We start from the raw sequence: 24,392 nt of genomic DNA on the forward strand, positions 1-24,392 counted from the left end.
TCGATCTCCGGACTGAGGTCACGTCTGAGGATCGGCTCACGAGGTCTCGAGACACGGGCTCGCTGCGCTCGCTCGCTCCTCGACCAACGAGACGGCTAGACTCCCGCAACCAGACGCAACGGCTCCGCGGCGAGTGCATCGATGGGCGTGCCGGCGACGACGGTCATGGTCCGCGCCGCAGAATCCAGGGTGACCGTGGCCAGGGTCGCCCACCGATCGCCGAAGACCGCGCCGGGTGCGGGAACACAGCAGAGTTGAGCCTCATCACCGGGCTGCGACACCAAGTACGGGATGAGTTCGGCCGCGCTCGTCGGCAGCGGCGCTTCGGCAACCCGCTCGAGCAGAACCGCGTAGCGCAGCTGGGAATCCGGGTCGTACAAGCCTGGCTTCTCTCCCTGTCCGAGTCGTTCGGTGAGGAAGTGATTGGTGTGCAGGAGCACACCGTCGTGTGGCTCCAACACCGCGGCGCCTTCGGGGCTCAGCTCGACGATCACAGCGCCATCAGGGCTCACGACGGTGATGGCACTTGAGGTGCTCACGGGGGCGGTCTGCAAGATCGTCACAGCGTCGGCGAGAGTGGCAGCCTCGGCCAACACCCGTGCGGCGACGAGGTGCACGGGCACGCCGAATGCGCGGTCCTGCTGGTGCCCGAGAATGTTGAACATGATCCCGACGCCGGCGTCATTCATGCCGATCTTTCCGAGGATGCCGTGCTCGGTCAAGCCGACGAAGCTGCGCGGGGTGCCGCTCACCTGCTGCAGATGCCAGCAGTGCGAGAGTTCCTCATGCCAGTCCCAGGTCTGCGCGCCGATCGCGCCCGCCCGAGTGTTCACGATTGTCGAGCACTCACCGGGCTTCGCCCCGGTCGCTGCGGCCAAGATCTCGGTGCGCGCGTTGAGCGCGCCGATCTGCCACAGTTCAAGGCCCGCCCCGACCGCCGTGCCCCGCATCTCCTCGGCCAGCGCCGGGCTCCACCGCTCGGTCGCCGCAATCGACGTGAGCGCATCCGCCTTCACCGCCGCCCGCGAAATGCCGACGACGTCGAAGAGCTCACAATAGATCCTGAGCCCATCGGCGAGGGTCTCGCGAATCGCACGCCCACGCTCTATTCCGCGCTCGTAGGCATCCGCCGACTCGATGTGAACAACAGTGGGAACAGCAATCGTCATGAGGCGATCTCCTCTCGCAGCGCGCGAATCACGCCGCGTTGGGGCTTCCAGCCGGGTTTCGGTGCACACTCCAGCAGGAGCTGCGTATAGGGATGTTGTGGGTTCTGCAATACGGATGCCGTGTCGCCCCGCTCCACGATGGCCCCGCGACGCATGACGACGACCGAATCGGCGATCATCTGAACCACCGAGAGGTCATGGGTGATGAAGAGGTAGGTCAGGCCCTTCGAGGTGCGCAGATCGGCCAGGAGCTCCAGGATCTGTGCCTGCACGGTGACATCGAGAGCCGCCACCGATTCGTCGAGCACGATGATCGACGGCTCTGCCGCGAGCGCTCGGGCGATGGCCACCCGTTGCCGCTGCCCTCCAGAGAGCTCCTCGGGGAGCGCGTCGAGGTGACGCGGCTCGAGGCCGACCAGGGCGAAGAGTTCTGCGCAACGTGTGCGGCGGGCCGCGAGTCCGAGCGGGGTGTGCGCCTGCAGCACCTCGTCGACGGCACTTCGAACCCGCAGCCGCCGGTTCAGGGAGCTCTGCGGGTCTTGGAACACCATCTGGATAACTCGCGCCCGTCGGCCCAGCTCGTGCCGATTGGCTCGGATGGCAACCGGCTCACCGTTCAGCAGCACAGTGCCGGAATCCGCGGTCTCGAGTCCGACGATGATGCGGGCCAGGGTCGTTTTTCCTGATCCTGATTCGCCGACGACGGCCAGGCAGGTTCCGGGCTCAACGGTCAGCGACACGGCGTCGAGCGCCGTCACCGTCTGCTTGGGCCGCCCGGTCGTGAACGTCTTGCTCAGGCCTGTGACGGCGATTGCCGGGGCGGTCATGCGGCGCCTCCGATCGTGCCGGTCCAGTTGATGCCCTGCGGGCGCGAATCCATCAGAATGCGGGTGTACGGATGCTGCGGGTTGTCTCGAAGCTGATCGGGGACACCGGTCTCGACGATCTCGCCGCTCTTCATCACGTTAATCCGGTCGCAGACCGCCGCGGCCAGGTCGAGGTCATGGGTCACGAAGAGCATGGCCATTCCGAGGTTTCGGCGGCACTCGTCGAGAATGGCCATGACTTCGGCCTGCGTGGTGACGTCGAGTGCCGTCGTCGGCTCATCGGCGAGCATCAGCTTCGGCTTTCCGGCGATCGCCCCGGCGATCACGACGCGTTGCAGCATCCCGCCGGAGAGTTGGTGCGGGTAGGCGCTGAGTACTCGGTCGACGGCGTCGATGCCGACCTGTTCGAGCAGTTCGCCGGCACGTAGCCGGGCGACGCTGGCCGGGAGCCCTTGCGCGTCGTGCATCCCTTCGACGAGGTAACGCACAATGGGCAGAACCGGGTTCAACACGGCGTGCGGGTTCTGGGCGATCATCGACACGTCGTTCGCGCGCATCCGTCGCAAGGCCTCGCCGCGGAGGCCCAATACATCGACACCGTCGAGGGTGATTTTTCCCGTGAGCTTGGACCGGGCGGGCAAGGTGCGCAGAATCGAGCGCAGTGTCATCGACTTGCCGCTGCCGGATTCGCCGACCAGGCCGACCGCCTCGCCGGCGGCGACACTGATCGAGACATCCTTCAGAATTTCGATGGAACTCCGATCGGCTGCCAGGGCGAGCGACAGGTGTGTGATCTCAAGCATCAGGCCTTCCTTCCGGCCGCAGCGCGGCCACCCAAACGTTCGCCGATGTAGCCGAGGCTCGCCACCGTGAGCACGATGCAGAGGCCGGCCAGCATGCTCTCGGCCGGGTACCCCTTGAGCAGGGATTGCTGACCGTTCGAGACCATCAGACCCCAGTCGGCGGCTGGCGGTTGCACACCCAGGCCAAGGAACGAGAGCGCAGCGAGTTCGATCATTGCGAATCCAAAGTTGATCGTTGCACCGGTCACGATCAGGGGCGCGACGTTGGGCAGCAGGTGCCGGGCGGTGATCGTGACTCCAGAGATTCCCTGGAGTTGAGGAGAACGGATGTACGGCAGGTTGCGTTCCCTGAGCGCCGTGCTCCGGATGACCCGGGCCGTGTACGGAATGTACGCCACGGAGAGCGCCAGGGCCGCGGTGGTCAGGCTCGGACCGAAGACGGCGATGGCGAGCATGGCCAGGAGCAGGTTGGGGAATGCGAACAGCAGGTCGAGAACACGGCTGAGGAAGGAGTCGACTGCTCCTCCCCACCACACGCTGATCAGCGCGATCGCGGTGCCGAAGACCGCCGTCATGGTGACGACGATCAGTGGGCCGATCAGGCTCGACCGGGCTCCCCAGAGCAGGCGGGAGAAGATGTCACGGCCGGCCTGGTCGGTGCCGAGCAGGTGCGCGGGGCTGGGGCCCTGGTACCGCTGGGTGACCGACCCGACGGTCGGGTCGTAGGGGGCGATGATCGGGGCGAGCAGAGCGCCCAGCACGACGACGAGCACAAGCACGGCGGCGGTAGTGCCGACGGGGCCCATCCGTTCAACAAAGCGTCTCATCGGGTACGCACCTCCCTCACTCGTGGGTCGATCGAGGCGTAGAGCAGGTCCACCAGCAGATTGATGATCCCGAACGCCGCGACCAGGATGATGGCGATCGCCTGAACGACCGCGAAGTCTTTCTTTTGCACCGCGTTCACCAGCAGCGTGCCGATGCCATCGAGGGTGAACGCGTACTCCACCACGAACGACCCGGCGATCAGGCCGGCGATGTGCACGCCGACGACGGTGCTGACCGGCAGCATGGAATTGCGAACCACGTGTCGTCGCAACACCAGGCTGCGGGGCACGCCTCTGGCCCTGGCCATCACCGCATGCTCGGAATCGCGTTCTTCCCGGATGGCGGTGCGGGTGATGCGGGCGACGACGGCCGTTGAGGGCAGGGCCAAGGCGATGGCGGGAAGGGTGAGGTGCCAGATCCGGTCGAAGAATCCGGTTCCCGAGCCGAAGACCGGAAACCAGCCGAGACCGACGCTGAAGATGCTCATCAGGATGAGCGCGGCGAAGAAGGTCGGGATCGCGAAGCCGAGGTTCGAGCCGAGGATGACCAGCTTGTCAACGAACCCGTCTCTGGTTCCGGCAATCACGCCGAGACCGATCCCGAAGATGACGATGATCAGGGCGGCCATCAGCACCAGGGTCAGCGTTGTCGGGAGCCGCTCGGAAAGCAGGCTCCCGACATCCTGACGGTTGGCCAGCGACTGCCCGAAGTTTCCCTGGAGCACCTGGGTGAGCCAGTTCCAGAACCTCACGAAGAAGGGGTCATCCAATGAGTACTGTTCACGGATCGCGGCGAGCACCTCGGGCGAAACCGTGCGGCCCTGCACCAGAAAGTTCTCTGGGCTTCCCGGCGCGGCGTACATCGCGGCGAAGACGAGAAAGCTCGACACCACCAGCACACCAGCGAGGGCAAGCATTCGGCGGAGGACAAACATCATTGAGAAAACCCCTTCTTCACAGCGGTGTGAACGACTACTTAGTTGCCTGAAGCCCCGAGATCGGCGGCCCACGGGTAGTAGAGGTAGACGAACGAGGCCGGCACTCCGGTGACCCGCTTGTTCAGGAACAGTCGAACCGACGGGTCGACGATCGGAATCCAGGGCAGGTCTGCCATGGCGATTTCCTGGATCTGATTGGTCAGTGCGGCTCGCTCGTTCTCGTCGTTCGCCGCGGCGGCCTCGGCAAGCAGACTGTCGACCTCAGGGTTGCTGTAGTCGTTGTAGTTCTGCGAGCCGCCAGTGCCGACGATCGTGCGCAGGAAGGCGAGCGGGTCGGGGACATCCATGTAGTTGTTGGTCACGAACGCATCGTGACCTTCACGGGCCTTGGGGTCGGAGAAGAAAGCACCGAACTGGGCACTCGGGATGCCCTCCGGCTCGACCTTCAGCCCGATCGCCGTCGCCCCGTTTGAAATCTCGGAGATGATGTCGGCGTAGTAGCTGCGCTCTGACGGGTAGACGATCTTGATGGTCTGGGTCAGGTCGACGGTGGCCTTCTTCAGGGCTTCCTTCGCCCCGGCGATATCAACGGTGCTGGGAGCGAGTTTCTCGCGAGCGCTGGCGAACTCGCTGTCGCCGTAGGCCCAGCCGTTGTTCGGGATCAGCGAGCGGGAGGCCTGCGCTGTCCCTTCGAAGACCGTGTCGGCGATAGCTTCCCGGTCGGTCGCCATCATCAGCGCCTGGCGCACGGCGGGGTCGGCGAATGCGCCGTGTCCGGTGCCGATGATCGCGACGAGCTGCACAGAGCGGCCAAGGAACAGGTCACCGTCGGTGGCCTTCTCCAGGGAGCTCAACGCACCGAGCGGCACGTCGTAGGAACCGTCGATGGCGCCGGTGCTCAGCGCGTTGGAGATCGCCGCGGCATCCACGATGAAGTTGATGTCGACCTGCTTGGTCTTCGCCTTCTTCTCGGTGTTCCAGTAGTTGTCGTTGCGCAGCAGCGAGATGCTCTGGCCCTGGTTCCAGGCGCCGACCGAGTACGGCCCGGTGCACATGACCTTGCCGGTGGGGTTGCCGTAGTCTTCGCCGGCGGCGACGCGGTGCGCCTTCTCGACGATGTTTCCGATGGGCGTCACCATGTAGGAGTTGAAGGTGGAGTCGGGCGCTTTGAGCTTGACGGTGACTTCCCAGTCGCCGGTCTTCTCGATCGAGTCGATGTTCTCAACGATGCCGCCGGCCCAGTAGCTTCCCTCGTTGGGGTCGAGCTGGCGGCTGAGGCTGTACTGCACGTCATCGGCGGTCATCGGCTGGCCGTCCCAGAACGTCACTCCCTGGCGAATCGTGTAGACGTAGGTGGAGGCGTCGGGGCTGTCGACCTTCTCGGCGAGTCCCGGCTTGATCGAGTAGTCGGGCTGCAGCTGCATGAGGCCCTCACACAGGTTCGCCACGACGGTGTTCTCGGGGTAGTTGAACGCCTTGATCGGGTCGAGTGAGGCCGGCTCGCCGAATGGAAGGTTCCACGTTGCGAGATCGAGTTCGCCCGTGGCGGCGGGCGTCGTGACCAGAAGGTCGGTCAGGTCCGGTGCGGCGTTGGAGGTGGTGGGCCCACTCGCGCAACCGGTCAGGGCGAGTGACATCACTCCGAGGACGGCGAATGCTCTGGTTCTTTTCTTCATTGAACTTCTCCCATAGTCATGACGCGAGGCGGGTCGCGTGAGCGTTTGATTTGTGACGATAGCCGACCAAAACGTTTTGTGCGAGTTATTAGCAAAACGTTTTGTTAACTGTTTGTTTCCGATAGTGTGCAGGGGTGAACAGCGGACAGGGGCGACGCCGTGTGACGATCCACGATGTCGCGAAGCAAGCGGGGGTGTCGATCACGACCGTGTCCCATTCGCTGAACGGTAAAGGAGTTGTCGCAGCGGCGACCCGGCAGCATGTCGTCGACGTCGCCGCGAGCATGGGCTACAGCGCCGACGCGATCGCCCGGGGGCTGCGCAGCAGCCGACTCGGGGTACTCGGCCTGGTCATCCGCCCGCTCGACTCGCTCGACTCCTATCAGCCGGTCGGCGTCGACTACTTCATGCGTTTCGCGGGTGCGGCGGCAGTCGAGGCTCTCGACCGAGGCTTCGGCCTGATGCTGGTTCGCGATCCCACCACGTCCAAGGTGCCCGACATCGCCCTCGCCGTCGACGGGTTCGTGATCTCCGACCCGATCGGGAACGATCCCGTGATCGCGCTGCTCAACCGCAACGACATCCCGTTGGTGACGGTCGGCCGGGATGTCGAACGACCGGATTTTCGGGATTGGGTCGGAACCGGCGCGAATGCAGACTGCGCTGCGATCATTGCCCACCTGCGCGAACGCGGTGCGAAGCGCATTGCCATCGTCACGGGAACCGACGTCAACTCCTGGAACATCGACAGCGAAACCACCTACTTGGCCTGGGCGGCCGAGCAGGGCCAGCCGGCCATCCTCTACCGCCAGGATGAGACATCCGGTGAAGCAGGCGGGCGCGCGGTCGCCGAACAGCTGTTGGCCGGTGAGGCTCCGGTCCCGGACGCCGTCTACTGCTTGACCGGGCGACATGCGGCCGGTCTGCAGACGCGCTTGCAGGAGGCCGGATACTCGATCCCGGCCGACGTGTTGATCGTGGCCGGCTCCGACTCCGAGCAGACCAGAAACAGTTCGCCGCCCATCACCTCGGTCGATCTGATGCCGGAGCGAACCGCACGGGAGGCCGTCTCCCTGCTTGTGCGCCTTCTCGAGGGCGACACCGATCTGGTGCCACCCCTGATCGAGAATGAGTTGCGGATTCGGGAGTCGACGAACCGGCACCCGGCCTGAGCGCTGGCCTCTCCTCTCCTCTCGGCGCTGGCCGGTGTGGCATCCGGTCGCCTGCATCCTGCACGCAAAGGAGGAGATCCTGCGAATCGCCGTGCTTTTCTGCCGGTTTGAGGCGGCATGTTGCAGAATCTCCTCCTTTGCGTAGTGGAGCGATCGCGCGACCGACCGATGTGGCGGTGACGCGCCGACGCGGTGTCTGAGTGGGATCCAGAAGTCGGTAGAGTAACCGCAGACCCCCGAATCACTCTTTGATTCGGTGAGCAGGTCCCGGTCTGGGGCGGCAGGTCATCGCGACATCTTCGTTGCGCGTCCCTGTGCCGTTCTGCCGATGGAGATCTCCATGACCCGCTCCCCCCTGTCTGTTCTCAGTTTCGCCCTCGCCGGCACCGCTCTTGTCGTGTTGAGCGGATGCGCCGCCACCGGCACGTCCGCCGGGACCACCCCGCATCCGTCGGAGTCCTCGGCGGCCTCAGCCACCGTCACCGTCGACAACTGCGGCACCCCGGTCAGCTTCGAGGCCGCACCCGAACGGGTGGTGACGATCAAGTCCACCTCGACCGAGATGCTGCTGGCACTCGGGCTCGGCGACCGGATCGTCGGCTCGGCGTTCCAGGACGGCCCGGTTCCCGCCTCGCTCGCCGACGCGGCATCCGGCCTCACGATCCTCTCCGACCAGCTCCCCTCGCAGGAGGTCGTGCTCGAGCAGGAGCCCGACCTCGTCTACGCCGGTTGGGAATCGAACTTCTCCGCCGAGGGCGCCGGCGAGCGCGCCTCCCTCGAAGCGCTCGGCGTACACACCTACGTCTCGCCCGCCGCCTGCAAAGAAGCGGGCTACAAGCCGACACGTCTCGACTTCGATCAGATCTTCGGCGAGATCACCGAAGTCGCCTCGATCTTCCGCACGGATGCGACGCCCCTGCTCGCCGCGCAGCAGAAGACCCTCGACGGCATCGAGAAATCCACCGCCGGCCTGACCGCGCTCTGGTACTCGTCGGGTGACGACACCCCGTACATCGGCGCGGGAAGCGGTGCGCCTCAGCTGCTGCTCGACACCGTTGGCCTGACGAACATCGCCGCCGACGTGAAGGACACCTGGGCTTCCTACAGCTGGGAGGCGATCGTCGAGGCGAACCCCGACGTGATCGTGCTCGTCGACGCCGCCTGGAACACCGCAGCGCAGAAGAAGGAGATGCTCGCCGCCAACCCGGCGACCGCGCGTCTCGACGCCGTGATCAACCAGCGCTACCTGACCATTCCGTTCGCGGCCAGCGAGGCCGGAGTGCGGAGCGCCGATGCCGCGGCTGACCTGGCCGCCCAGTTGGCTGCGCTCAAGCTGGGCGACTAGTGGCGTCGGTGTCGGCCCCGGCGGCCGAGTCACGACCGGCCTCGACCAGCACTCGGGCGCCGGCCGGCCGGCCGGTCCGCGGCACGCTGAGCCGGGTCGCGATCGTCGGCCCGGTACTCGCGCTCGCGCTGCTCCTGTCAATCATCGTGGCCGTCACCGTCGGGCCCGCCGATATGGGCGTCGGCGAGGTCTGGGCCACCGTCGCGCACCACCTCGGCGTCGGTGAGGGCACCCCCTCTGCACTCCGCGACGGAATCATCTGGCAACTGCGGATGCCCCGGGTACTGACCGCGGCGCTGGTCGGCGCCGGCCTCGCCGTGAGCGGCGCCGTGATGCAGGGTCTCACCCGCAATCCGCTCGCCGACCCCTATCTGCTCGGGCTCTCCTCCGGCGCGTCGCTCGGTGCGGTCGCCGTGCTGCTGCTCGGGGTCAGCCTGCTCCTTCCGTTCGCCGCCTTCGTCGGGGCACTGCTCGCCCTGACGCTGACCGTTCTGCTGGCCGGCGCCGGCGGCCGGTTGACCCCCACCCGGATGGTGCTCGCGGGCCTCGCGGTGTCGTCACTGGCGGCATCCGTCACCAGCTTTGTCATCTTCTGGACGGCGACCGGCGACAGCTACCGCGAGATTCTGAGTTGGCTGATGGGCTCGCTGTCGGGAGCCGGCTGGTCGTCGGCGATCATCGCGGCGGTCGGTTTCGCGGTGGCCGGGCTGCCGCTGTTGTTCACCGGGCGCCTGCTCGACACGTTCGCGTTCGGCGACACCGCCGCTGCCTCACTCGGCGTCAATGTGCAGGCCGCCCGCCTCGGATTGCTGGCCTGCACCGCGCTGCTCACCGGCGCGATGGTGTCGGTCAGCGGGGCGATCGGATTCGTCGGGCTGATCCTGCCGCATGCGGTGCGGCTGCTCGTTGGCCCCGGCTACCGCGCCCTGCTGCCGCTCGTCGCCCTCGTCGGCGCGATCTTCCTGATCTGGGCCGACACCCTCGCCCGCACCCTGCTCGATCCCCGAGAGATCCCCGTCGGCATCGTCACCGCGCTGATCGGCGCCCCGGTTTTTGCTCTGCTGCTCGTGCGCAATCGGAGGATCTCATGACCGCGCCCGACCACCTCGCCGCACACGACCTCACCCGCACCGTCGACGGTCGCACCCTGATCGACGGTGTCGACTGCACCGCCCCGGCCGGAGCCCTCACCGCGCTCGTCGGCCCGAACGGCGCCGGCAAGTCGACCCTGCTCCGCATCCTGGCCGGCATCGATCGCCCGCATCACGGCAGTGTTTCGGTCACCGGCTCCGACCTGTTTCGGATGCCGCGGCGCGAGCGCGCCCGCCGCATTGCACTGGTCGAACAAGATGCCGCCACCGACCTCGCCCTGTCTGTCGCGGCGGTCGTCGCGCTCGGCCGCGCCCCGCATCATTCACTCTGGTCGCAGAACTCCGCCCTCGACGAGGAGATCGTGGGCACCGCGCTCGCCCGCGTGGGGATGACCGAGTATGCCGGGCGGGAGATCACCAGTCTCTCGGGCGGCGAGCGCCAGCGGGTGCAGCTCGCCCGGGCACTGGCCCAGGAGCCGGAACTGCTGATCCTTGACGAGCCGACCAACCACCTCGACATTCAGGCGCAACTCGCCACGCTCGAACTGCTCGGCGATCTGGCGGCTCAGGGCATGGCCGTGTTGGCCGCTCTGCACGACCTCGGGCTTGCCGCTGCCGCGAGCGATCACGTGATCGTCTTATCGGCCGGCCGGGTCGTCGCGGCCGGCGAGACCCGCGCGGTGCTCACCGCTGAACTGATCCGGGACGTGTTCGCGGTCGACGCGTTGCTCGTCGAGAATCCGCTCACCGGTCGGCCGATGCTGGCGAGTGCGTCGCTCGGCCGCGAGCGTCCGGGTAGAGCGGGCGGCGCGGGATCTGGCAGCGCTGGAAGTGCGCGTGCGGTCGCCGCGGCATCCGTCTCGGTCTAGCGCTCTCTGTGCGCCAATCCTGACGCAAAGCCGTGGAGCGACGCGATTCCGGCGCGGTTTATCCCCGCTGGCGCGCGCTCTACACCGCGCCCACCGGGATACACCGCGCCGGACTGTCATCGATGTCCGCATTCATCACTCGCACGCAACGTGGTCGTGTGACACGGCACGGCGCCAGAAGGGAGCGACGAGCGCCTCGACCAGCGTCTCAAAGGTAGGATCATTGCATGGCGGTCACCGACGAAGCGATCCTCAAGATCAAAGAGATGATCATCTCCGGCGCGCTCGGTCCAGGTGACCGACTTCCGCCCGAAAAAGAGTTGAGCGAACGGCTCGGGTTATCCCGAAGCTCGATGCGCGAGGCGGTGAAGGCGCTCGAGGTCATCCGGGTGCTCGACGTGCGCCGCGGTGACGGCACCTATGTCACGAGCCTCGAACCACGCCTGTTGCTCGAGGCGATGTCCTTCGTCGTCGACCTGCACGACGACTCGTCGATCCTCGAGCTCTTCGCGGTGAGGCGCATCCTCGAACCGGCTGCCGCTGCTCTCGCCGCGGCCCACGTCACACCCGCCATCATCGACGACCTTCGCGCACAGATCGGATCTGTCGACGACTTCACCAGTGTCGAAGGTCTCGTCGCGCACGACATCGAGTTTCACGGCGCCATCGCGTCGGCGGCGGGCAACAGCTACCTGGCGAGCCTGATCGAATCGCTGTCCAGTCACACCGTGCGGGCCCGCATTTGGCGCGGCCTCACCCAGGAGAACTCGGTGCACCGCACCCTGACCGAGCACCGCATGATCGTGGATGCGCTCGAGCGCGGCGACGCGGAGCTCGCCCAGGCACTCACCGTCGTGCACATTTCGGGTGTCGAGCAGTGGCTGCGTGACGCGGCCACCTCCGACTAAGACCGTTCCCCCGCGATCGTCGCGAGGCTTCCTTCGCCGAGCTTGACCGTTCCGGTCGAGTTTGACCGGTAGACCTGGCAAACTCGACCGGAAGTGTCAAAGTCGGCGGGATCGGCTCACCCGGTGTCGACAGGCTCGACCAACGGTGCGGGCAGACCCTAGTTCGGCGGACCCGCCTCCCCGCGGTCCGGCAGGTCAACGACATCCGACCCCGACCGCGGGTCGTGCTCCACGATCTCCTCGACGTCGTCGGTCGACACCCCGTCTGGCTCGGCGTTCTCCGTCATGAGTGCGCGCTCCGACGCATGCCGCGGATTCTCGGCCGCGATCAGGATGTCGATGGCCGCGGTCGACGGTTCGGGACTCGGCGTCAAGCCGGTCACCTGCGCACCCGGCGGCACACCCGCCTGCACGCCGGACGGCACACCGGGCTGCCCGCTCGATGTCTCCGCCGGACGTGCTCCCCTTCGTCGGAACCGGCGGATCCAGCCGGGGGTCGCCACCAGGATTCCCCGCTCCAATGACTCCTCGACCTCCAGGCCGTAGTAGTCGCCGATGTGATCGATGAGCTGGGCGCGTCTCGCGCGTTCATAGGCGCGGCGCTCTCGACTGAAGGCGATGACCGTCGACCAACAGATCAACAACATGATCACGCTGAACGGCAGAGCGATGATGATCGCCGCGGTTTGCAGGGCGAGCAAACCGCCGGAGAGCAGCAGCGAGATGGCGAGCAGCGCGGTGATCGCGGTGAAGAAGGCGCGCACCGGCTTGCTGGGGTTCAGTTGCCCGCCGGTTGCGATCATGCCCATCACCAGTGCCCCGGAATCGGCCGAGGTGATGAAGAAGACGGTGATCAGCACGATCACGCCGATCGTGAGTGCCGACGACCCGGGAATATGGGCGAGCATTTCGAACAGCGCGCCCTCGACATCCACCGCGCCGTTTTCTCCGACCAGCGTTCCGGGGTTGGTCAGCTCAAGGTAGAGGGCGGTCCCGCCGAGCACGCTGAACCAGAGGATGCCGATGAGCGTCGGCACGATGATGACGCCGGTCACGAACTCCCGCACGCTGCGCCCCTTGGAGATGCGGGCGATGAAGATGCCGACGAAGGGGGCCCAGGAGATCCACCAGCCCCAATAGAACGAGGTCCACGAGGCCTGCCAGGCTTCACCGGCACTGCCGGTGAAGGCGTTCACGTTGAAGGCGAGGCTGACGAAGTTCTGAATGTAAGCGCCAATCGACTGCACGAACTCCCGCAGCAGAAACGTCGTCGGCCCAAACGCGAGCAGGTAGAGCACGAGGGCGCCGGCCAGGATCAGGTTGATGCTGGAGAGCCACTTCATACCCTTGGTGACACCGGAGAGCACCGACAGCAGCACGAAGAACGAGATCAGGATGATGATCACGACCTGCGAGGTCTGGCTCGGCGTCACCAGGCCGGCGGCATCCAGACCCGCACTGATCTGCAGCACGCCGAGGCCGAGCGACGTCGCCACTCCGAACAGGGTTCCGACGAGGGCGATCACGTCAATGGCGTTGCCCCAGCCGCCCTGCACGCGCTTGCCGAGCAGCGGCTCCAGGGCCCAGCGGATGGAGATCGGCCGTTTGCGCCGGTGAATCGCGTAGGCGAGCGCGAGCCCGACGATCACATAGATCGACCAGGCGTGGATGCCCCAGTGCAGGTAGGTCTGGGTCAGCGCCTGCTGTGCGAGCTGCGGCGGATTCCCGGTCACTCCCGGCCGCGGGTTGGCGAAGTGGCTGAGCGGCTCGCTCACCCCGTAGAAGACCAGACCGATGCCCATTCCCGCCGCGAAGAGCAGCGAGAACCAGGCCATCAGCGAGAATTCGGGTTTGTCGTCGTCGCGGCCCAGCTTGATGTCACCGAACCGGCTGAACCCGAGAAAGAGGCAGAACACGACGAAGAACGCCGTGATCAGCACGTAATACCAGTTGAAGGTGTTGACGATGCCGCTTTGGATCCCCTTGAAGAGGCTCTCTGCCGCTCCCGGCGCCACGAGGGCAAACGTCACGAATAGGATCACGACCGCGGCGGCCGGCCAGAAGACCCAGCGTTTGAGTGTCGACGGCTTCATTGTCTCGGCCATGATTTCAGGGTACGCAGTGTGCGTGCGTCACGACAGGGCCGTCAACGAGAAAGTGCCGGGGCGGATGTCCGCCCCGGCACTCATTCACACAGATCTACTCGTAGAGAACAGCGGCGATCTTCTCGTCGTTGATGTTGGTCTTGTCGTACCAGAAGAAGCCGGTGTCGATGGTCTTCGGGAGCTTCGTGCCCTTGATCGCCTCAACGGCGGCCTTGACGGTCTCGTAGCCGATGCCAACCGGGTTCTGCGTGATCGCGCCGGCCATCAGGCCGTCGTTGATCGCGTCGATCTGAGCCTTGCCAGAGTCGAATCCGACGATGGTGAGCTTGCCGGCCATGTCGAGTTCCTTGACAGCCTGCACAACACCGATGGCCGAGCCTTCGTTGCTGCCGTAGATGCCCTTGAGGTCCGGGTTGGCGGCGATGATCGCCTTGGCGAGGTCAGCCGACTTGGCCTGGTCTCCTCCGCCGTACTGGGTGTCGACGACGGTGATCTTGGGCTCGTTCTTCTCCATGTATTCGATGAAGCCGTCGCGACGGTCGACGCCGGTGACCGACGTCTGGTCGTGCACAACCAGGGCTACCTTGCCCTCGTGCCCGATCAGCTCGGCCATGTGCTTGGCGGCCTCGGCCGCGGCAGCCTTGTTGTCGGTCGACGCGGTGGTGACCGGGATGTCGCTGTCCACGCCGGAGTCGAAGGCGACGACCGGAATGTTCGCGTCCTTGGCCTGCTGCAGCAGCGGGCCCGCGGCCTGGCTGTCGAGGGCGGCGAAACCGATGGCGGCCGGGCCCTTGTCGAGAGCCGTCTGCAGCATCTGGATCTGCTGGTCGACATCCGACTCGGTGTCGGGGCCTTCGAAGGTGATCTTCACGTCGAATTCGTCGGCAGCCTGTTCGGCGCCGGCCTTGACGGCCTGCCAGAACTGGTGCTGGAAGCCTTTCGAGACGATCGCGATGTAGGGCTTGTCGCCGGATGCGTCGCCGCCGGTCGCGCTGGTGTCAGCCGAGCAGCCGGTCAGTGCGGCAGCGAGGGCGGTGATGCCCACCATTGCCGTGATGAGTTTTTTGTTCTTCATGTCTGCAAACTCCCTTGTTCGTAATACTGGTCGATGATGCCGAGTGGTGCGTTGGGTACAGATGGTGTGCGGATAAGTCGGTGCGAGAGACAGCGGGAACCTCGCGTTCGGGCCCGAACGCGGGAGAAAATCTCGAGAGGTGAGGCCGGCCGGGCTAGTTGCCCTTGCGGCGCAGCATGTCGAGGTAGACGGCGATCAGGATGACGCAGCCGACGGCGACCGACTGCCATTCCTGCGGAATCGACATGATCCGCAGCCCATTGGTGAGCACGGCCATGATCAGCGCGCCGATCACGGTGCCGACGATCGAGCCCTTGCCTCCGGCCAGCGAGGTTCCGCCGATCACCACGGCGGCGATAGCTTCAAGTTCGAGACCCATGCCCCCGGTCGGCTGCGCGGAGCTGAGGCGTGAGGCGGCGAGCACGCCGGCCACGCCGACGAAGAGGCCGGACACCGTGTAGATGAGAATCTTCCACTTGGTCACGTTGACACCCGAGAGCGCCGTCGCCGACTCGTTGCTGCCGATCGAGTAGGTGTACCGCCCGAAGATCGTGCGGGAGAGCAGCACCGCTGCGATGACGATCATCAGCATGAAGATGGCCACACCGAGCGGGAATCGCATGCCCGGAATGATCGACAGGTTCATGATCGACTGAAAGTCGGGGTGCTCTTTGAAGTAGATCGGCTTGGTTCCGCTGATCACGAGGGCGAGGCCGGAAGCGACGAGCATCATCGCCAGGGTGGCGATGAAGGGCGGAATCTTCAACACGGCCACGTTGATGCCGTTGACGAAACCGATCAACGCTCCGAAAAGGATGGCGCCGAGCACGCCGGCCCAGATCGGCCAGCCCCAATAGGTCAAGAACACCCCGGCCATCACGCCGCAGAGGATCATTCCGGTGCCGATCGACAGGTCGATGCCGCCGGTGATGATGACGAAGGTGGTGCCGAGCGCCAGGATGCCGGTCACGGTCGCGGCGACCAGGATGCTGGTGATGTTCGAGCTGGTGAAGAAGTGCGGGCTCGCGAACGCGAAGAAGGCGACAATCAGGATGAGACTGGCGAAGGCGAGCAGCTGCTGCACCTGACCGCGCAGCTTGTCGACGATGCCGGGCGACGCAACCTTCGGTGAGTCAACTCGCGGAGATTCGATGGTTGTCATGCCGTTACCAATCCTTCGGTCCGCGCACGGGTCGCGTAATCCATGATGTTTTCTTGAGTCGCGTCCGCGTTGTCAAGAATTGTGTTGAGTCGGCCTTCGCACATCACCGCGATGCGGTGGGACATGCGCAGAACCTCGGGCAGTTCGGAGGAGATCATGATGATGGCCTTGCCTTCGGCGGCCAGAGCGTTCAGCAGGGCGTAGATCTCGTCTTTCGCCCCCACATCGATGCCGCGGGTCGGCTCGTCGAAGATCAAGATGTCGCAGTCCTTGACCAGCCACTTGGCGATGACGACCTTCTGCTGGTTTCCGCCCGAGAGGTTCTTCACCAGCTGGTCGATCGACGGCGTCTTGATCGACAGCGCCGAAACTTGCTTCTGCGCCGTCGCCTGAATCGCGTCGGTCTTCATGAAGCCGAGCGCTGAGGCGAACGCCGGCAGAGACCCGAGTGCGATGTTCTCTTTCACATCGCGTTCGAGCAACACGCCGAGTGCCTTGCGGTCTTCGGAGAGGTAGCCGATCCCGAGTCCGGCGGCGATCGCCGGGCTGCCGATCTGGACCGGCGTTCCGTTCAGTTCGATGCGTCCGGCCGTTTTCGGATCGGCTCCGACGATGGCCCTGGCCACCTCGGTGCGTCCGGCACCCATCAGGCCGGCGAAGCCGAGAATTTCTCCGCGGCGCAGCTCGAAGCTCACGTCGTTCAACAGGTGCTTGGTCGACAGGCCGTTGACGCTGAGCACGACCTCGCCGCGCACATCCGCGCCCTGGGGCCGTGCCTCGCCGGTGATCTCGCGCCCCACCATGAGTGAGATGACCTCGGTCATGTCGGTGGCCTGGGTGTCGACGGTGGCGATGTACTGGCCGTCGCGCAGCACGCTGATGCGGTCGGAGATGACCTTCAGCTCGTCCATCCGGTGGGAGATGTAGATGACGCCGGTCTCCGGGGTCGTGAACCGTTCAATCAGCTCGAACAGGGTCGCCACTTCGGCGTCGTTGAGGGCGGCGGTCGGCTCGTCCATGATCAGCACCTTGGCGTTGAAGGAGAGCGCCTTGGCGATCTCCACCATCTGCTGGCGGGCCACGGTGAGCTCGCCTACTCGCTGGCGGGGGTTGAGCGCCAGGCCGAGGCGGTCAAACAGGTCTTGCGCCTTCTGATTCAGCTCACGCTCGCTGAGGAAGATGCCGGCGCGACGCGGCTCCCGGCCGATGAAGATGTTCTGCGCGACGGTGAGGTCATTGGCCAGGTTGAATTCCTGGTGGATGATGCTGATGCCCAGTTCTTGAGCGTGGCGGGGGTTGTTGATCTGCAGCTTCTCGCCGTTCAGAAAGAACTCGCCCTCATCCGGGGTATAGATGCCGGAGAGCAGCTTCATCAAGGTCGACTTGCCGGCGCCATTCTCGCCGACCAGGGCGAGCACCTCGTTGTGACGCACCTCGAGGCGCACGTTCTGCAGCGCCTTGACGCCGGGAAAGCTTTTGCTGGCGCCGACGACCTGCAGCAGAGGGGGACGTTCACCCAGCTCATCCGTTAAGATCGGATGTATCACTGCGGTCACGATGACCCTCTTCCTTGAGATGTAGTTCGTTGGCAATACTAAGTATGGGCTGTCGGGGTGTCAATGCAGACATCGGATGCTTTGGTAACGGTTAGACATCAGATCTTTGACGTTCGAGTGTGGGGTCGCTGTCGGCCGCGTGAAAGACCTCTGGCAGTTGCTTCCACCAGTCTCCGGGCGCGCGATCCGCCACGGGACGCTGCAACGGTTCGCAGATCGCCCACCAGCGCTGGGTCGCCGGGTCGGCTGCCATCGCCGCCATGTCGGCTTCGTAGTCGTCACCGACGTACTCCAGGTAGGAGAACAGCAGGTCGCCGTGACGAAAGATCGAATAGGTCGTCACGTTGCTGGCACTGATGCGCGCGAGCACCTCTGGCCAGACTTCGGCGTGGAGTCGCTCGTACTCCGCAACGTTCTCGGCCGGCAGGCCGATCACCGAGGCGATGCGTCGAAGGGTCATTTGGTGCCCCCTGGTGTGCCGGATGCGACGTCGAGTCGGTAGACCTCGGTCGCCGTGCCCGACAGTATGCTCGCCTGCTCGTCATGCGAGAGCTCACTGATCAGCGCGCTCTGCACGGCCCAGGTCGCCTGGTAGCCGCCGGAGAGCACGGTCATCGGCCAGTCGCCGCCGTACATCAGACGTGAGGGCCCGAATGCCTCGAGCGCGACATTCCATACTCCGCGCAGCGCGTCGGGGGTGAAGGGCTGGCCGTCTGCTCCGAGGCCGGAGAACTTGGCGACCGCGTTCGGCAGCGCGGCGGCTGCACGGAGCTGGCGCTCCCACTCGGGGTAGGCATCCGTGCCGCGCGGCGGCTTGGCCAGGTGGTCGATGACCACCGTGAGCTCCGGGATGTCCCGTGCCACGTCGGTCAGGGCGCCGAGGTGCCGCGGCCACGCATTCGGAACGTCGAAGGCGAGCCCGCGAGCGGCGAGCAGGCGCAGCGAGTCGCGCACGCCAGGGAAGCTCAGAAAGTCGTCGCGCGGGTCGTCGTGAACGAGGTGGCGGATTCCAACGAATGCCGGATGCTGCTGCCAGAGATCGAGCGACGCCTCCGCCTCGGCGGGGTTCTCGAGGTTCACCCAGCCGACGACGCCCCAGACCCAGGGGTTCGCAGCGGCGACGTCGAGCATGAACTGCGTGTCGACGAGGGAATCCTCGGCCTGCACCAGCACGACTCCCGCCATCCCCGCCGCATCCAGCTCCGCTTTCGCCTGCGCGGGCGTGAAATCGGCGTAGAGCGCACCGAACTCCGGCACGAGCCAGGAGTAGTCACTGACGTCGCGGTTCCAGAGGTGGAGGTGCGCGTCGATGCGCGGAACGGGGGAACTCATGCCGGGATGAGACCTTTCTCGGTGAGGCGATCCCAGAGTGCTTCGGGGATGTCCACGTTGATACGTTCGACGTTCTGACCGATCTGTTCGGGGCGACTGCCGCCGACCACGACGGTGCGCACGCTCTTCTCGCGCAGCGTGTACTGCAGCGCGGCGGCGGGGAGGCTGACGCCGAACTCGTGGCAGATCGCGGCGATCTGTTGCACGCGGGTGAGCAGTTCGGAGGGCACCTGACCGTATTCGTAGCGGTCGGTGGCTCCCGGGTTGTCGGTGGCGAGCAGCCCTGAATTGAACACCGAGGCGTTGACGATGCCGACGCCGTGCTCGCGGCAGGCGGGAATCACCTCGGCCAGCGCCGGCTGCTCGGCCAACGTGAAACGTCCGGCGATCATGAGCAGGTCGATCAGGCCGGTGTTCACGCTCGCGAGCAGTGCCTCGGTCGTCATCGAACCGACGCCGATCGCGTCGATGATTCCCTCGTCGCGCAGGGCGGCCAGAGCGGGGATGCCCTCATCGAGACCCTGCGCCAGGTCGTAACGCTCCGGGTCGTGCAGAAACAGCACGTCGAACCGGTCGAGGCCCATGCGCTCGAGCGACTCGTCGACACTGCGACGGATGCCGTCGGCCGAGGCATCCCAGACGCGCTTCTGGTCGGCGGGCACCATGAAGCTGTTCTCGAGGTCGAGGGTTCCGACGCCGTCCGGGTTGGGTCGCAGCAGTCGGCCCACCTTGGTCGAAACGAGATACTCGCCGCGCGGCTTGGTCGCCAGGAACGCGCCGAGCCGGCGCTCGGAGAGCCCCAAGCCGTAGTGCGGCGCGGTGTCGAAGTAGCGCACCCCGGCATCCCAGGCGGCCTGCAGGATCTCGTGCGCCGCCTCATCCGTCATCGGGGCGTACATATTGCCCAGGTTGGCGGCCCCGAACCCGAGGCGGCCGAAGGTCAGGTTAGACATGGGCAGCAGAAATGGAGGCAGAAGCATTTGACCCAAAAGCGTACTGGGCGCGACTGGAGGCGAGCATCTCGGTGCCGGCGCCCGGCGCGATCGGGGCTTGGTAGGCGCCGTTTCGCATCGAGACGGGGGTGACGAAATGCTCGTGCAGGTGATCGACGAACTCGATCACGCGGCCCTCCGTCGTGGCCGAGACGGCGACGAAGTCGAACATCGAGAGGTGCTGCACCGCTTCGCAGAGGCCCACGCCGCCGGCGTGCGGGCAGACCGGCACGCCGAACTTGGCCGCGAGCAGCAGGATCGCGATGTTCTCATTGACGCCGCCGACGCGGGTGGCGTCAATCTGGAGGATCTGCAGCGCGTCGGCCTGCAAGAACTGTTTGAACATGACCCGGTTCGCCATGTGCTCTCCGGTCGCGACGGGGATCGGCGCGACGCCGCGGGCGATGGCGGCGTGGGCGAGCACGTCGTCGGGGCTGGTGGGTTCTTCGATCCAGGCCACGTCGAACTTCGCAAGGTGCGACATCCACTCGATGGCTTCATCGACACCCCAGCGCTGGTTGGCGTCGGTGCCGATGCGAATGTCGGGACCGACGGCCTCGCGAGCCAGGCGCAGGCGACGGATGTCATCCTGCAGGTTGCCGCCGACCTTGAGCTTGATCATGCCGAAACCGTCGGCGACGGCCTCCTTGGCCAGGCGCACGAGCTTCTCGTCGCTGTAGCCCAGCCACCCGGGCGTGGTCGTGTAACCGGGGTAGCCCTGCTCGAGCAGGATCGCTTCGCGCTCGGCGCGGCCGGGGACGGCCGCCCGCAGGATCGCCAGGGCATCGTCGGGGGTGAGCGCGTCGGTGAGGTAGCGGAAGTCGATCAGTTCGACGATCTGCTCGGGGGTCATCCGGCTGAGCAGCTGCCAGAGCGGCAGGCCGGCGCGCTTGGCCTTGAGGTCCCACAGCGCGTTGACGACGGCGCCGATGGCCATGTGCATGACGCCCTTCTCCGGGCCGAGCCAGCGCAGCTGGGAATCCCAGACGAATTCGCGCCAGGTGGCGCCCATATTGGCGAGCAACTCTTCGACGTTGCGGCCCACGAGGTGGGCTGAAAGTGCCTGGATGGCGGCGACCTGTACGTCGTTGCCGCGGCCGATGGTGAAGACGAATCCGTGACCCTCGAGACCGTCGTCGGCATCGGTGACAATGCGCACGTAGGCGGCCGAATAGTCGGGGTCGAGGTTCATCGCGTCCGAGCCGTCGAGCGAGGTCGACGTCGGAAAGCGGATGTCGCTGGTCTGCAGCGCGAGAACGGTAGTCACAGAAGAATCTCCTTGATTGGGCACCTTGAGCCTAAACATCCGATGTATAGAATGTCAATCGTGCCCTCAGACACGATTTCCTAGGAATCGACGGCGGGAAGCGTCATTATTGTTCTGACGTTCCGGGCGTTCCGAGCGCTGCTATGTGATCCAGAGAAGAGAGTTGACGCATGAAGTTTGCCCGCCTCGGCCCGATTGGCCAGGAGACCCCGACCGTGTTTCACGAGGGACGTCACTACGATCTCTTGACGCTCACCGCTGACATCGACGGCGACTTCCTCGCCTCAGACGGGATCGAGCGCGCCCGCGTCGCACTGGAGGCCGGCTGGCTGCCCGAGATCCCGAACGCCGACGCCCTCCGGGTCGGAGCTCCGATTTCTCGCCCGAGTGCTGTCATCTGCATCGGCATGAACTACGCGGCGCACGCCGCCGAATCCGGTTCGCTGCCGCCTGAGATTCCGATCATTTTCTTGAAGACGCCGAACACCGTCGTCGGCCCGAATGATTCGGTCGAGATTCCGCCGGGCAGCACCAAGACGGACTGGGAGGTCGAGCTCGGTATCGTGATCGGCAAACGTGCCTCCTACCTCGATTCGCCCGAGGACGCCCTCGAGCATGTGGCCGGCTTCGTCACCGCCAATGATGTCTCGGAGCGCGACTTTCAGATGACGGTCTCCGGCGGCCAGTGGTCGAAGGGCAAATGCGCCCCCGGCTTCAACCCGACCGGCCCGTGGCTCGTGACGCCCGACGAGGTCGACTTTCAGAACCTCTCGCTGAAGAGCTGGGTCAACGGCGAGATCCGTCAGGACTCCACCACTGCCGACCAGATCTTCGACGTGAAGTTCATCATCTGGCACCTCAGTCAGTACCTCGCCCTGGAGCCCGGCGACCTGGTGCTCACCGGCACGCCAGAGGGCGTCGCCCTCTCCGGCCGTTTCCCCTACCTCGCAGCCGGAGATGTCTGCGAGATCGAAATCGAAGGTCTCGGCCGTCAGCGCCAGGAATTCGTCGCACACGAGAAGGCAGCACAATGAGCGAACAGGGTCAGCAGGGTCAGTCGGGTCAGTCGGGTCGGGAGTTCGACGGTCTCGTCGCCGTTGTCACGGGCGGCGCGTCGGGAATCGGTGCGGCGATCGCCACCCGCCTGGCCGACGCCGGGGCATCGGTCGCGGTGCTCGACCTGCAGCCTGAGGCGGCAGATGCCGCGCACTTCGCCGTGCAGGCCAACATCGCCGACGACGCCTCGGTGCGCGCGGCCATCGCGGCGGTCGGCGAGAAGTTCGGCCGCATCGACGTCGTGATCAACAATGCCGGCATCGGCGCCATCGGCACGATCGCCGACAACGACGACGACGAGTGGGCCCGCGTGTTCAGCATCAACGTCACCGGCATCGCCCGGGTGACGCGTGCCGCGCTGCCGTGGTTGCTCGCGTCACCCGCCGCATCCGTCGTCAACACCTCGTCGATCGCCGCGACCGCCGGGTTGCCCGCACGGGCGCTGTACACCGCGTCGAAGGGCGCCGTCTTGTCGCTGACCCGCGCGATGGCCGCCGATCACCTGCGTGAAGGCATCCGGGTCAACTGCGTGAACCCCGGCACCGCCGACACCCCGTGGATTGGCCGGCTTCTCTCGCAGGCTCCCGACCCCGAGGCCGAGCGGGCGGCGCTGAACGCGCGTCAGCCGCACGGTCGTCTGGTCGAGGCCGCCGAGGTGGCGGATGCCGTGGCCTACCTGGCGAGCCCGCGTTCGGGTTCGACGACGGGGGCGTCGATCGCCGTCGACGGTGGAATGCAGAACCTGCGGTTGCGTCCGGAGTAGCTCTAATGGGGGTCTCGGCCGAGTCGGTGGTCGAGCTTGTCGAGACCCCGCACGCCAATCCTCAGACGCAAGCCCGCGTTCTGAGAACGGCTCACCAGGTCTCGACAAGCTCGACCACCGAGAACTAGTGAATCCGGGTGCCCTCGTTGCGCTCGATCAGGTGCCAGGTCACACCTTCGTCGTCAGACAGCCAGCCCTCCCAGGTGTAGCTGTCTTCGGTGATGTTGGTGAAGTTCCAGCGGATGGAGCGACCGTCGGTGCGCATGCCGTCCTGGCGGATTCCGTGCCGCCAGGCCGTGGCGATCAGGTTGCAGTACTCCCCCATCGTCGGCGCAAAATAGCTCACTCGCCAGACGCCGGCGTGCGGGTCGTAGACGCGCACGGCGGTGGCCACGGTTTCAAAGCCCGACGGATGCGTGTCGCTCGGCACGACCTCGACATCCTGCACCGCACGGCCGTCGAGGATGAACTCGGCGATCCAGGTGAAGTCGCGCTCGTGCCACTCACCCGTTGCTTCGTCGAGCCGCGAGCCCTTCGCCGACCAGGAACCGACAAGCTGGCCGAACCTGCTCATCCGCCCCGGGTAGTCCGGGGTCGGGCCACTGGCGGTGAGCGCCTCGGCGAAACGGGGATCGGTTGCGGAGGTCATGACCCAATTTTACCCAGGGGATGTTGCATCCGTATTTCGTGATTTCCTCCCGTGACAGCCCCAGGTGCGCACGAAAACATCACAAATCGACCCCGACAACGCAAAAACATCACCGATCGGCAGAATCTGCACGATCGGTGATGTTTCGAGCGGTGGCCCCGGCGTGAACAGGATGCTCAGACTTGCGGTTCTTGCTACTCGCCGCTCGGCTCCAGCGCGAGACCGCGGTCGTCCGAGACATCCGTGCGGTGGAAGTTGAGGAATGAGCGCGACGCGGTCGGTCCGCGCTGGCCCTGGTAGCGGGAGCTGTATTCCTGCGAGCCGTAGGGCTTCTCGGCCTGCGACGACAGGCGGAAGAAGCACATCTGGCCGATCTTCATGCCGGGCCAGAGCTTGATCGGCAGCGTCGCGACGTTGCTGAGCTCAAGGGTGACGTGACCCGAGAAGCCGGGGTCGATGAAGCCGGCGGTCGAGTGGGTGAGCAGGCCGAGACGGCCGAGCGAACTCTTGCCCTCCAGGCGGGCCGCGATGTCGTCGGGCAGTGTGACCTGCTCGTAGGTCGACCCGAGCACGAACTCACCCGGGTGCAGGATGAAGGGCTCGTTCGGCTCCGCCTCGATCAGACGGGTGAGGTCTGGCTGGTCGGCGGCCGGGTCGATGAAGGGGTATTTGTGGTTGTCGAACAGGCGGAAGAAGCGATCCAGGCGCACGTCGATGCTGGATGGCTGGATCATCTCCGGCTGGTATGGCGCGAGGCCAATTCGTTCTGCCTGAAGTTCTGCCTTGATGTCACGGTCGGAGAGAAGCACG

Annotated in this window: 23 protein-coding genes; 7 read left to right on the top strand and 16 right to left on the bottom strand. The window is 65.7% G+C overall.

Going from position 1 to position 24,392, the window contains the following annotated elements; translation table 11 throughout:
* Positions 1-95: 95 nt before the first annotated feature.
* From AB4Y63_RS08130 to AB4Y63_RS08155, 6 genes are read right to left on the bottom strand one after another with little or no spacing between them, the layout of a single operon-like run.
* Complete coding sequence (locus tag AB4Y63_RS08130; protein ID WP_441790550.1) at positions 96-1,169, bottom strand: C45 family autoproteolytic acyltransferase/hydolase; 1,074 nt, start codon at positions 1,167-1,169, stop codon at positions 96-98.
* Entirely contained in the window at positions 1,166-1,996 is an 831-nt protein-coding gene (locus AB4Y63_RS08135; protein ID WP_441790551.1) for an ABC transporter ATP-binding protein, read from the bottom strand. Before AB4Y63_RS08135 ends, AB4Y63_RS08130 begins: the two co-directional genes overlap by 4 nt.
* Positions 1,993-2,799, bottom strand: coding sequence for an ABC transporter ATP-binding protein (locus tag AB4Y63_RS08140; RefSeq protein WP_441790552.1), 807 nt, complete (start codon positions 2,797-2,799; stop codon positions 1,993-1,995). Before AB4Y63_RS08140 ends, AB4Y63_RS08135 begins: the two co-directional genes overlap by 4 nt.
* Positions 2,799-3,626 (bottom strand): ABC transporter permease, encoded by an 828-nt coding sequence (locus AB4Y63_RS08145; protein WP_441790553.1) that lies wholly within the window; start codon positions 3,624-3,626, stop codon positions 2,799-2,801. Before AB4Y63_RS08145 ends, AB4Y63_RS08140 begins: the two co-directional genes overlap by 1 nt.
* Positions 3,623-4,564 (bottom strand): ABC transporter permease, encoded by a 942-nt coding sequence (locus tag AB4Y63_RS08150; RefSeq protein WP_441790554.1) that lies wholly within the window; start codon positions 4,562-4,564, stop codon positions 3,623-3,625. The genes AB4Y63_RS08145 and AB4Y63_RS08150 overlap by 4 nt, the downstream gene beginning before the upstream one ends.
* 38 nt (positions 4,565-4,602) lie before the next feature.
* Positions 4,603-6,240 (bottom strand): ABC transporter substrate-binding protein, encoded by a 1,638-nt coding sequence (locus tag AB4Y63_RS08155; RefSeq protein WP_441790555.1) that lies wholly within the window; start codon positions 6,238-6,240, stop codon positions 4,603-4,605.
* A gap of 134 nt (positions 6,241-6,374) precedes the next feature.
* Here AB4Y63_RS08155 and AB4Y63_RS08160 point away from each other — a divergent pair, with 134 nt between their 5' ends.
* The 5 genes from AB4Y63_RS08160 to AB4Y63_RS08180 all read left to right on the top strand — a co-directional run bounded on the left by AB4Y63_RS08160 (position 6,375) and on the right by AB4Y63_RS08180 (position 11,625).
* On the top strand, positions 6,375-7,412 hold the full coding sequence (locus tag AB4Y63_RS08160; protein WP_441790556.1) for a LacI family DNA-binding transcriptional regulator: 1,038 nt from the start codon (positions 6,375-6,377) through the stop codon (positions 7,410-7,412).
* Between the two features lie 340 nt (positions 7,413-7,752).
* Positions 7,753-8,757: a putative F420-0 ABC transporter substrate-binding protein gene (locus tag AB4Y63_RS08165; RefSeq protein ID WP_441790557.1), complete on the top strand. Its 1,005-nt coding sequence runs from the start codon at positions 7,753-7,755 to the stop codon at positions 8,755-8,757.
* 8 nt (positions 8,758-8,765) lie between these two features.
* Complete coding sequence (locus AB4Y63_RS08170) at positions 8,766-9,848, top strand: putative F420-0 ABC transporter permease subunit (RefSeq protein WP_441790757.1); 1,083 nt, start codon at positions 8,766-8,768, stop codon at positions 9,846-9,848.
* Positions 9,845-10,717, top strand: coding sequence for an ABC transporter ATP-binding protein (locus tag AB4Y63_RS08175; protein WP_441790558.1), 873 nt, complete (start codon positions 9,845-9,847; stop codon positions 10,715-10,717). The genes AB4Y63_RS08170 and AB4Y63_RS08175 overlap by 4 nt, the downstream gene beginning before the upstream one ends.
* 227 nt (positions 10,718-10,944) lie before the next feature.
* A complete protein-coding gene (locus tag AB4Y63_RS08180; RefSeq protein ID WP_441790559.1) occupies positions 10,945-11,625 on the top strand; it encodes a FadR/GntR family transcriptional regulator in 681 nt (226 codons plus the stop codon).
* 158 nt (positions 11,626-11,783) lie between these two features.
* Here AB4Y63_RS08180 and AB4Y63_RS08185 read toward each other — a convergent pair whose 3' ends face one another.
* The 8 genes from AB4Y63_RS08185 to AB4Y63_RS08220 form a co-directional block, all read right to left on the bottom strand.
* Positions 11,784-13,730, bottom strand: coding sequence for a BCCT family transporter (locus AB4Y63_RS08185; RefSeq protein ID WP_441790560.1), 1,947 nt, complete (start codon positions 13,728-13,730; stop codon positions 11,784-11,786).
* Between the two features lie 94 nt (positions 13,731-13,824).
* Entirely contained in the window at positions 13,825-14,805 is a 981-nt protein-coding gene (locus AB4Y63_RS08190) for an ABC transporter substrate-binding protein (RefSeq protein ID WP_441790561.1), read from the bottom strand.
* A gap of 154 nt (positions 14,806-14,959) precedes the next feature.
* Complete coding sequence (locus AB4Y63_RS08195) at positions 14,960-15,967, bottom strand: ABC transporter permease (protein ID WP_441790562.1); 1,008 nt, start codon at positions 15,965-15,967, stop codon at positions 14,960-14,962.
* Positions 15,964-17,523 carry a sugar ABC transporter ATP-binding protein gene (locus AB4Y63_RS08200; RefSeq protein ID WP_441790563.1) on the bottom strand — a complete coding sequence of 520 codons (1,560 nt, stop codon included), beginning with the start codon at positions 17,521-17,523 and terminating at the stop codon, positions 15,964-15,966. The genes AB4Y63_RS08195 and AB4Y63_RS08200 overlap by 4 nt, the downstream gene beginning before the upstream one ends.
* A 91-nt stretch (positions 17,524-17,614) precedes the next feature.
* A complete protein-coding gene (locus AB4Y63_RS08205) occupies positions 17,615-17,983 on the bottom strand; it encodes an L-rhamnose mutarotase (protein ID WP_441790564.1) in 369 nt (122 codons plus the stop codon).
* Entirely contained in the window at positions 17,980-18,855 is an 876-nt protein-coding gene (locus AB4Y63_RS08210; RefSeq protein WP_441790565.1) for an amidohydrolase family protein, read from the bottom strand. The genes AB4Y63_RS08205 and AB4Y63_RS08210 overlap by 4 nt, the downstream gene beginning before the upstream one ends.
* The gene (locus tag AB4Y63_RS08215; RefSeq protein WP_441790566.1) at positions 18,852-19,808 is read right to left on the bottom strand and encodes an aldo/keto reductase; all 957 of its coding nucleotides are present in this window, start codon (positions 19,806-19,808) and stop codon (positions 18,852-18,854) included. The genes AB4Y63_RS08210 and AB4Y63_RS08215 overlap by 4 nt, the downstream gene beginning before the upstream one ends.
* Complete coding sequence (locus tag AB4Y63_RS08220; RefSeq protein WP_441790567.1) at positions 19,801-21,114, bottom strand: L-fuconate dehydratase; 1,314 nt, start codon at positions 21,112-21,114, stop codon at positions 19,801-19,803. Before AB4Y63_RS08220 ends, AB4Y63_RS08215 begins: the two co-directional genes overlap by 8 nt.
* 170 nt (positions 21,115-21,284) lie before the next feature.
* On the opposite strand from AB4Y63_RS08220, the gene AB4Y63_RS08225 reads away from it, so the two are divergent.
* Both AB4Y63_RS08225 and AB4Y63_RS08230 read left to right on the top strand, forming a co-directional pair.
* Positions 21,285-22,148 (top strand): fumarylacetoacetate hydrolase family protein, encoded by an 864-nt coding sequence (locus AB4Y63_RS08225; protein WP_441790568.1) that lies wholly within the window; start codon positions 21,285-21,287, stop codon positions 22,146-22,148.
* On the top strand, positions 22,145-22,933 hold the full coding sequence (locus AB4Y63_RS08230) for an SDR family NAD(P)-dependent oxidoreductase (RefSeq protein WP_441790569.1): 789 nt from the start codon (positions 22,145-22,147) through the stop codon (positions 22,931-22,933). The genes AB4Y63_RS08225 and AB4Y63_RS08230 overlap by 4 nt, the downstream gene beginning before the upstream one ends.
* A gap of 124 nt (positions 22,934-23,057) precedes the next feature.
* Here AB4Y63_RS08230 and AB4Y63_RS08235 read toward each other — a convergent pair whose 3' ends face one another.
* Together AB4Y63_RS08235 and dcd are read right to left on the bottom strand one after the other, a co-directional pair.
* Positions 23,058-23,582, bottom strand: a complete 525-nt coding sequence (locus tag AB4Y63_RS08235; RefSeq protein ID WP_441790570.1) for a hypothetical protein — start codon at positions 23,580-23,582, stop codon at positions 23,058-23,060.
* Between the two features lie 194 nt (positions 23,583-23,776).
* Positions 23,777-24,391: a dCTP deaminase gene (dcd, locus tag AB4Y63_RS08240; protein WP_441790571.1), complete on the bottom strand. Its 615-nt coding sequence runs from the start codon at positions 24,389-24,391 to the stop codon at positions 23,777-23,779.
* Position 24,392 lies beyond the last annotated feature (1 nt).

This window comes from Leifsonia sp. YAF41 (assembly GCF_052113185.1).
Classification (GTDB): domain Bacteria; phylum Actinomycetota; class Actinomycetes; order Actinomycetales; family Microbacteriaceae; genus Cryobacterium.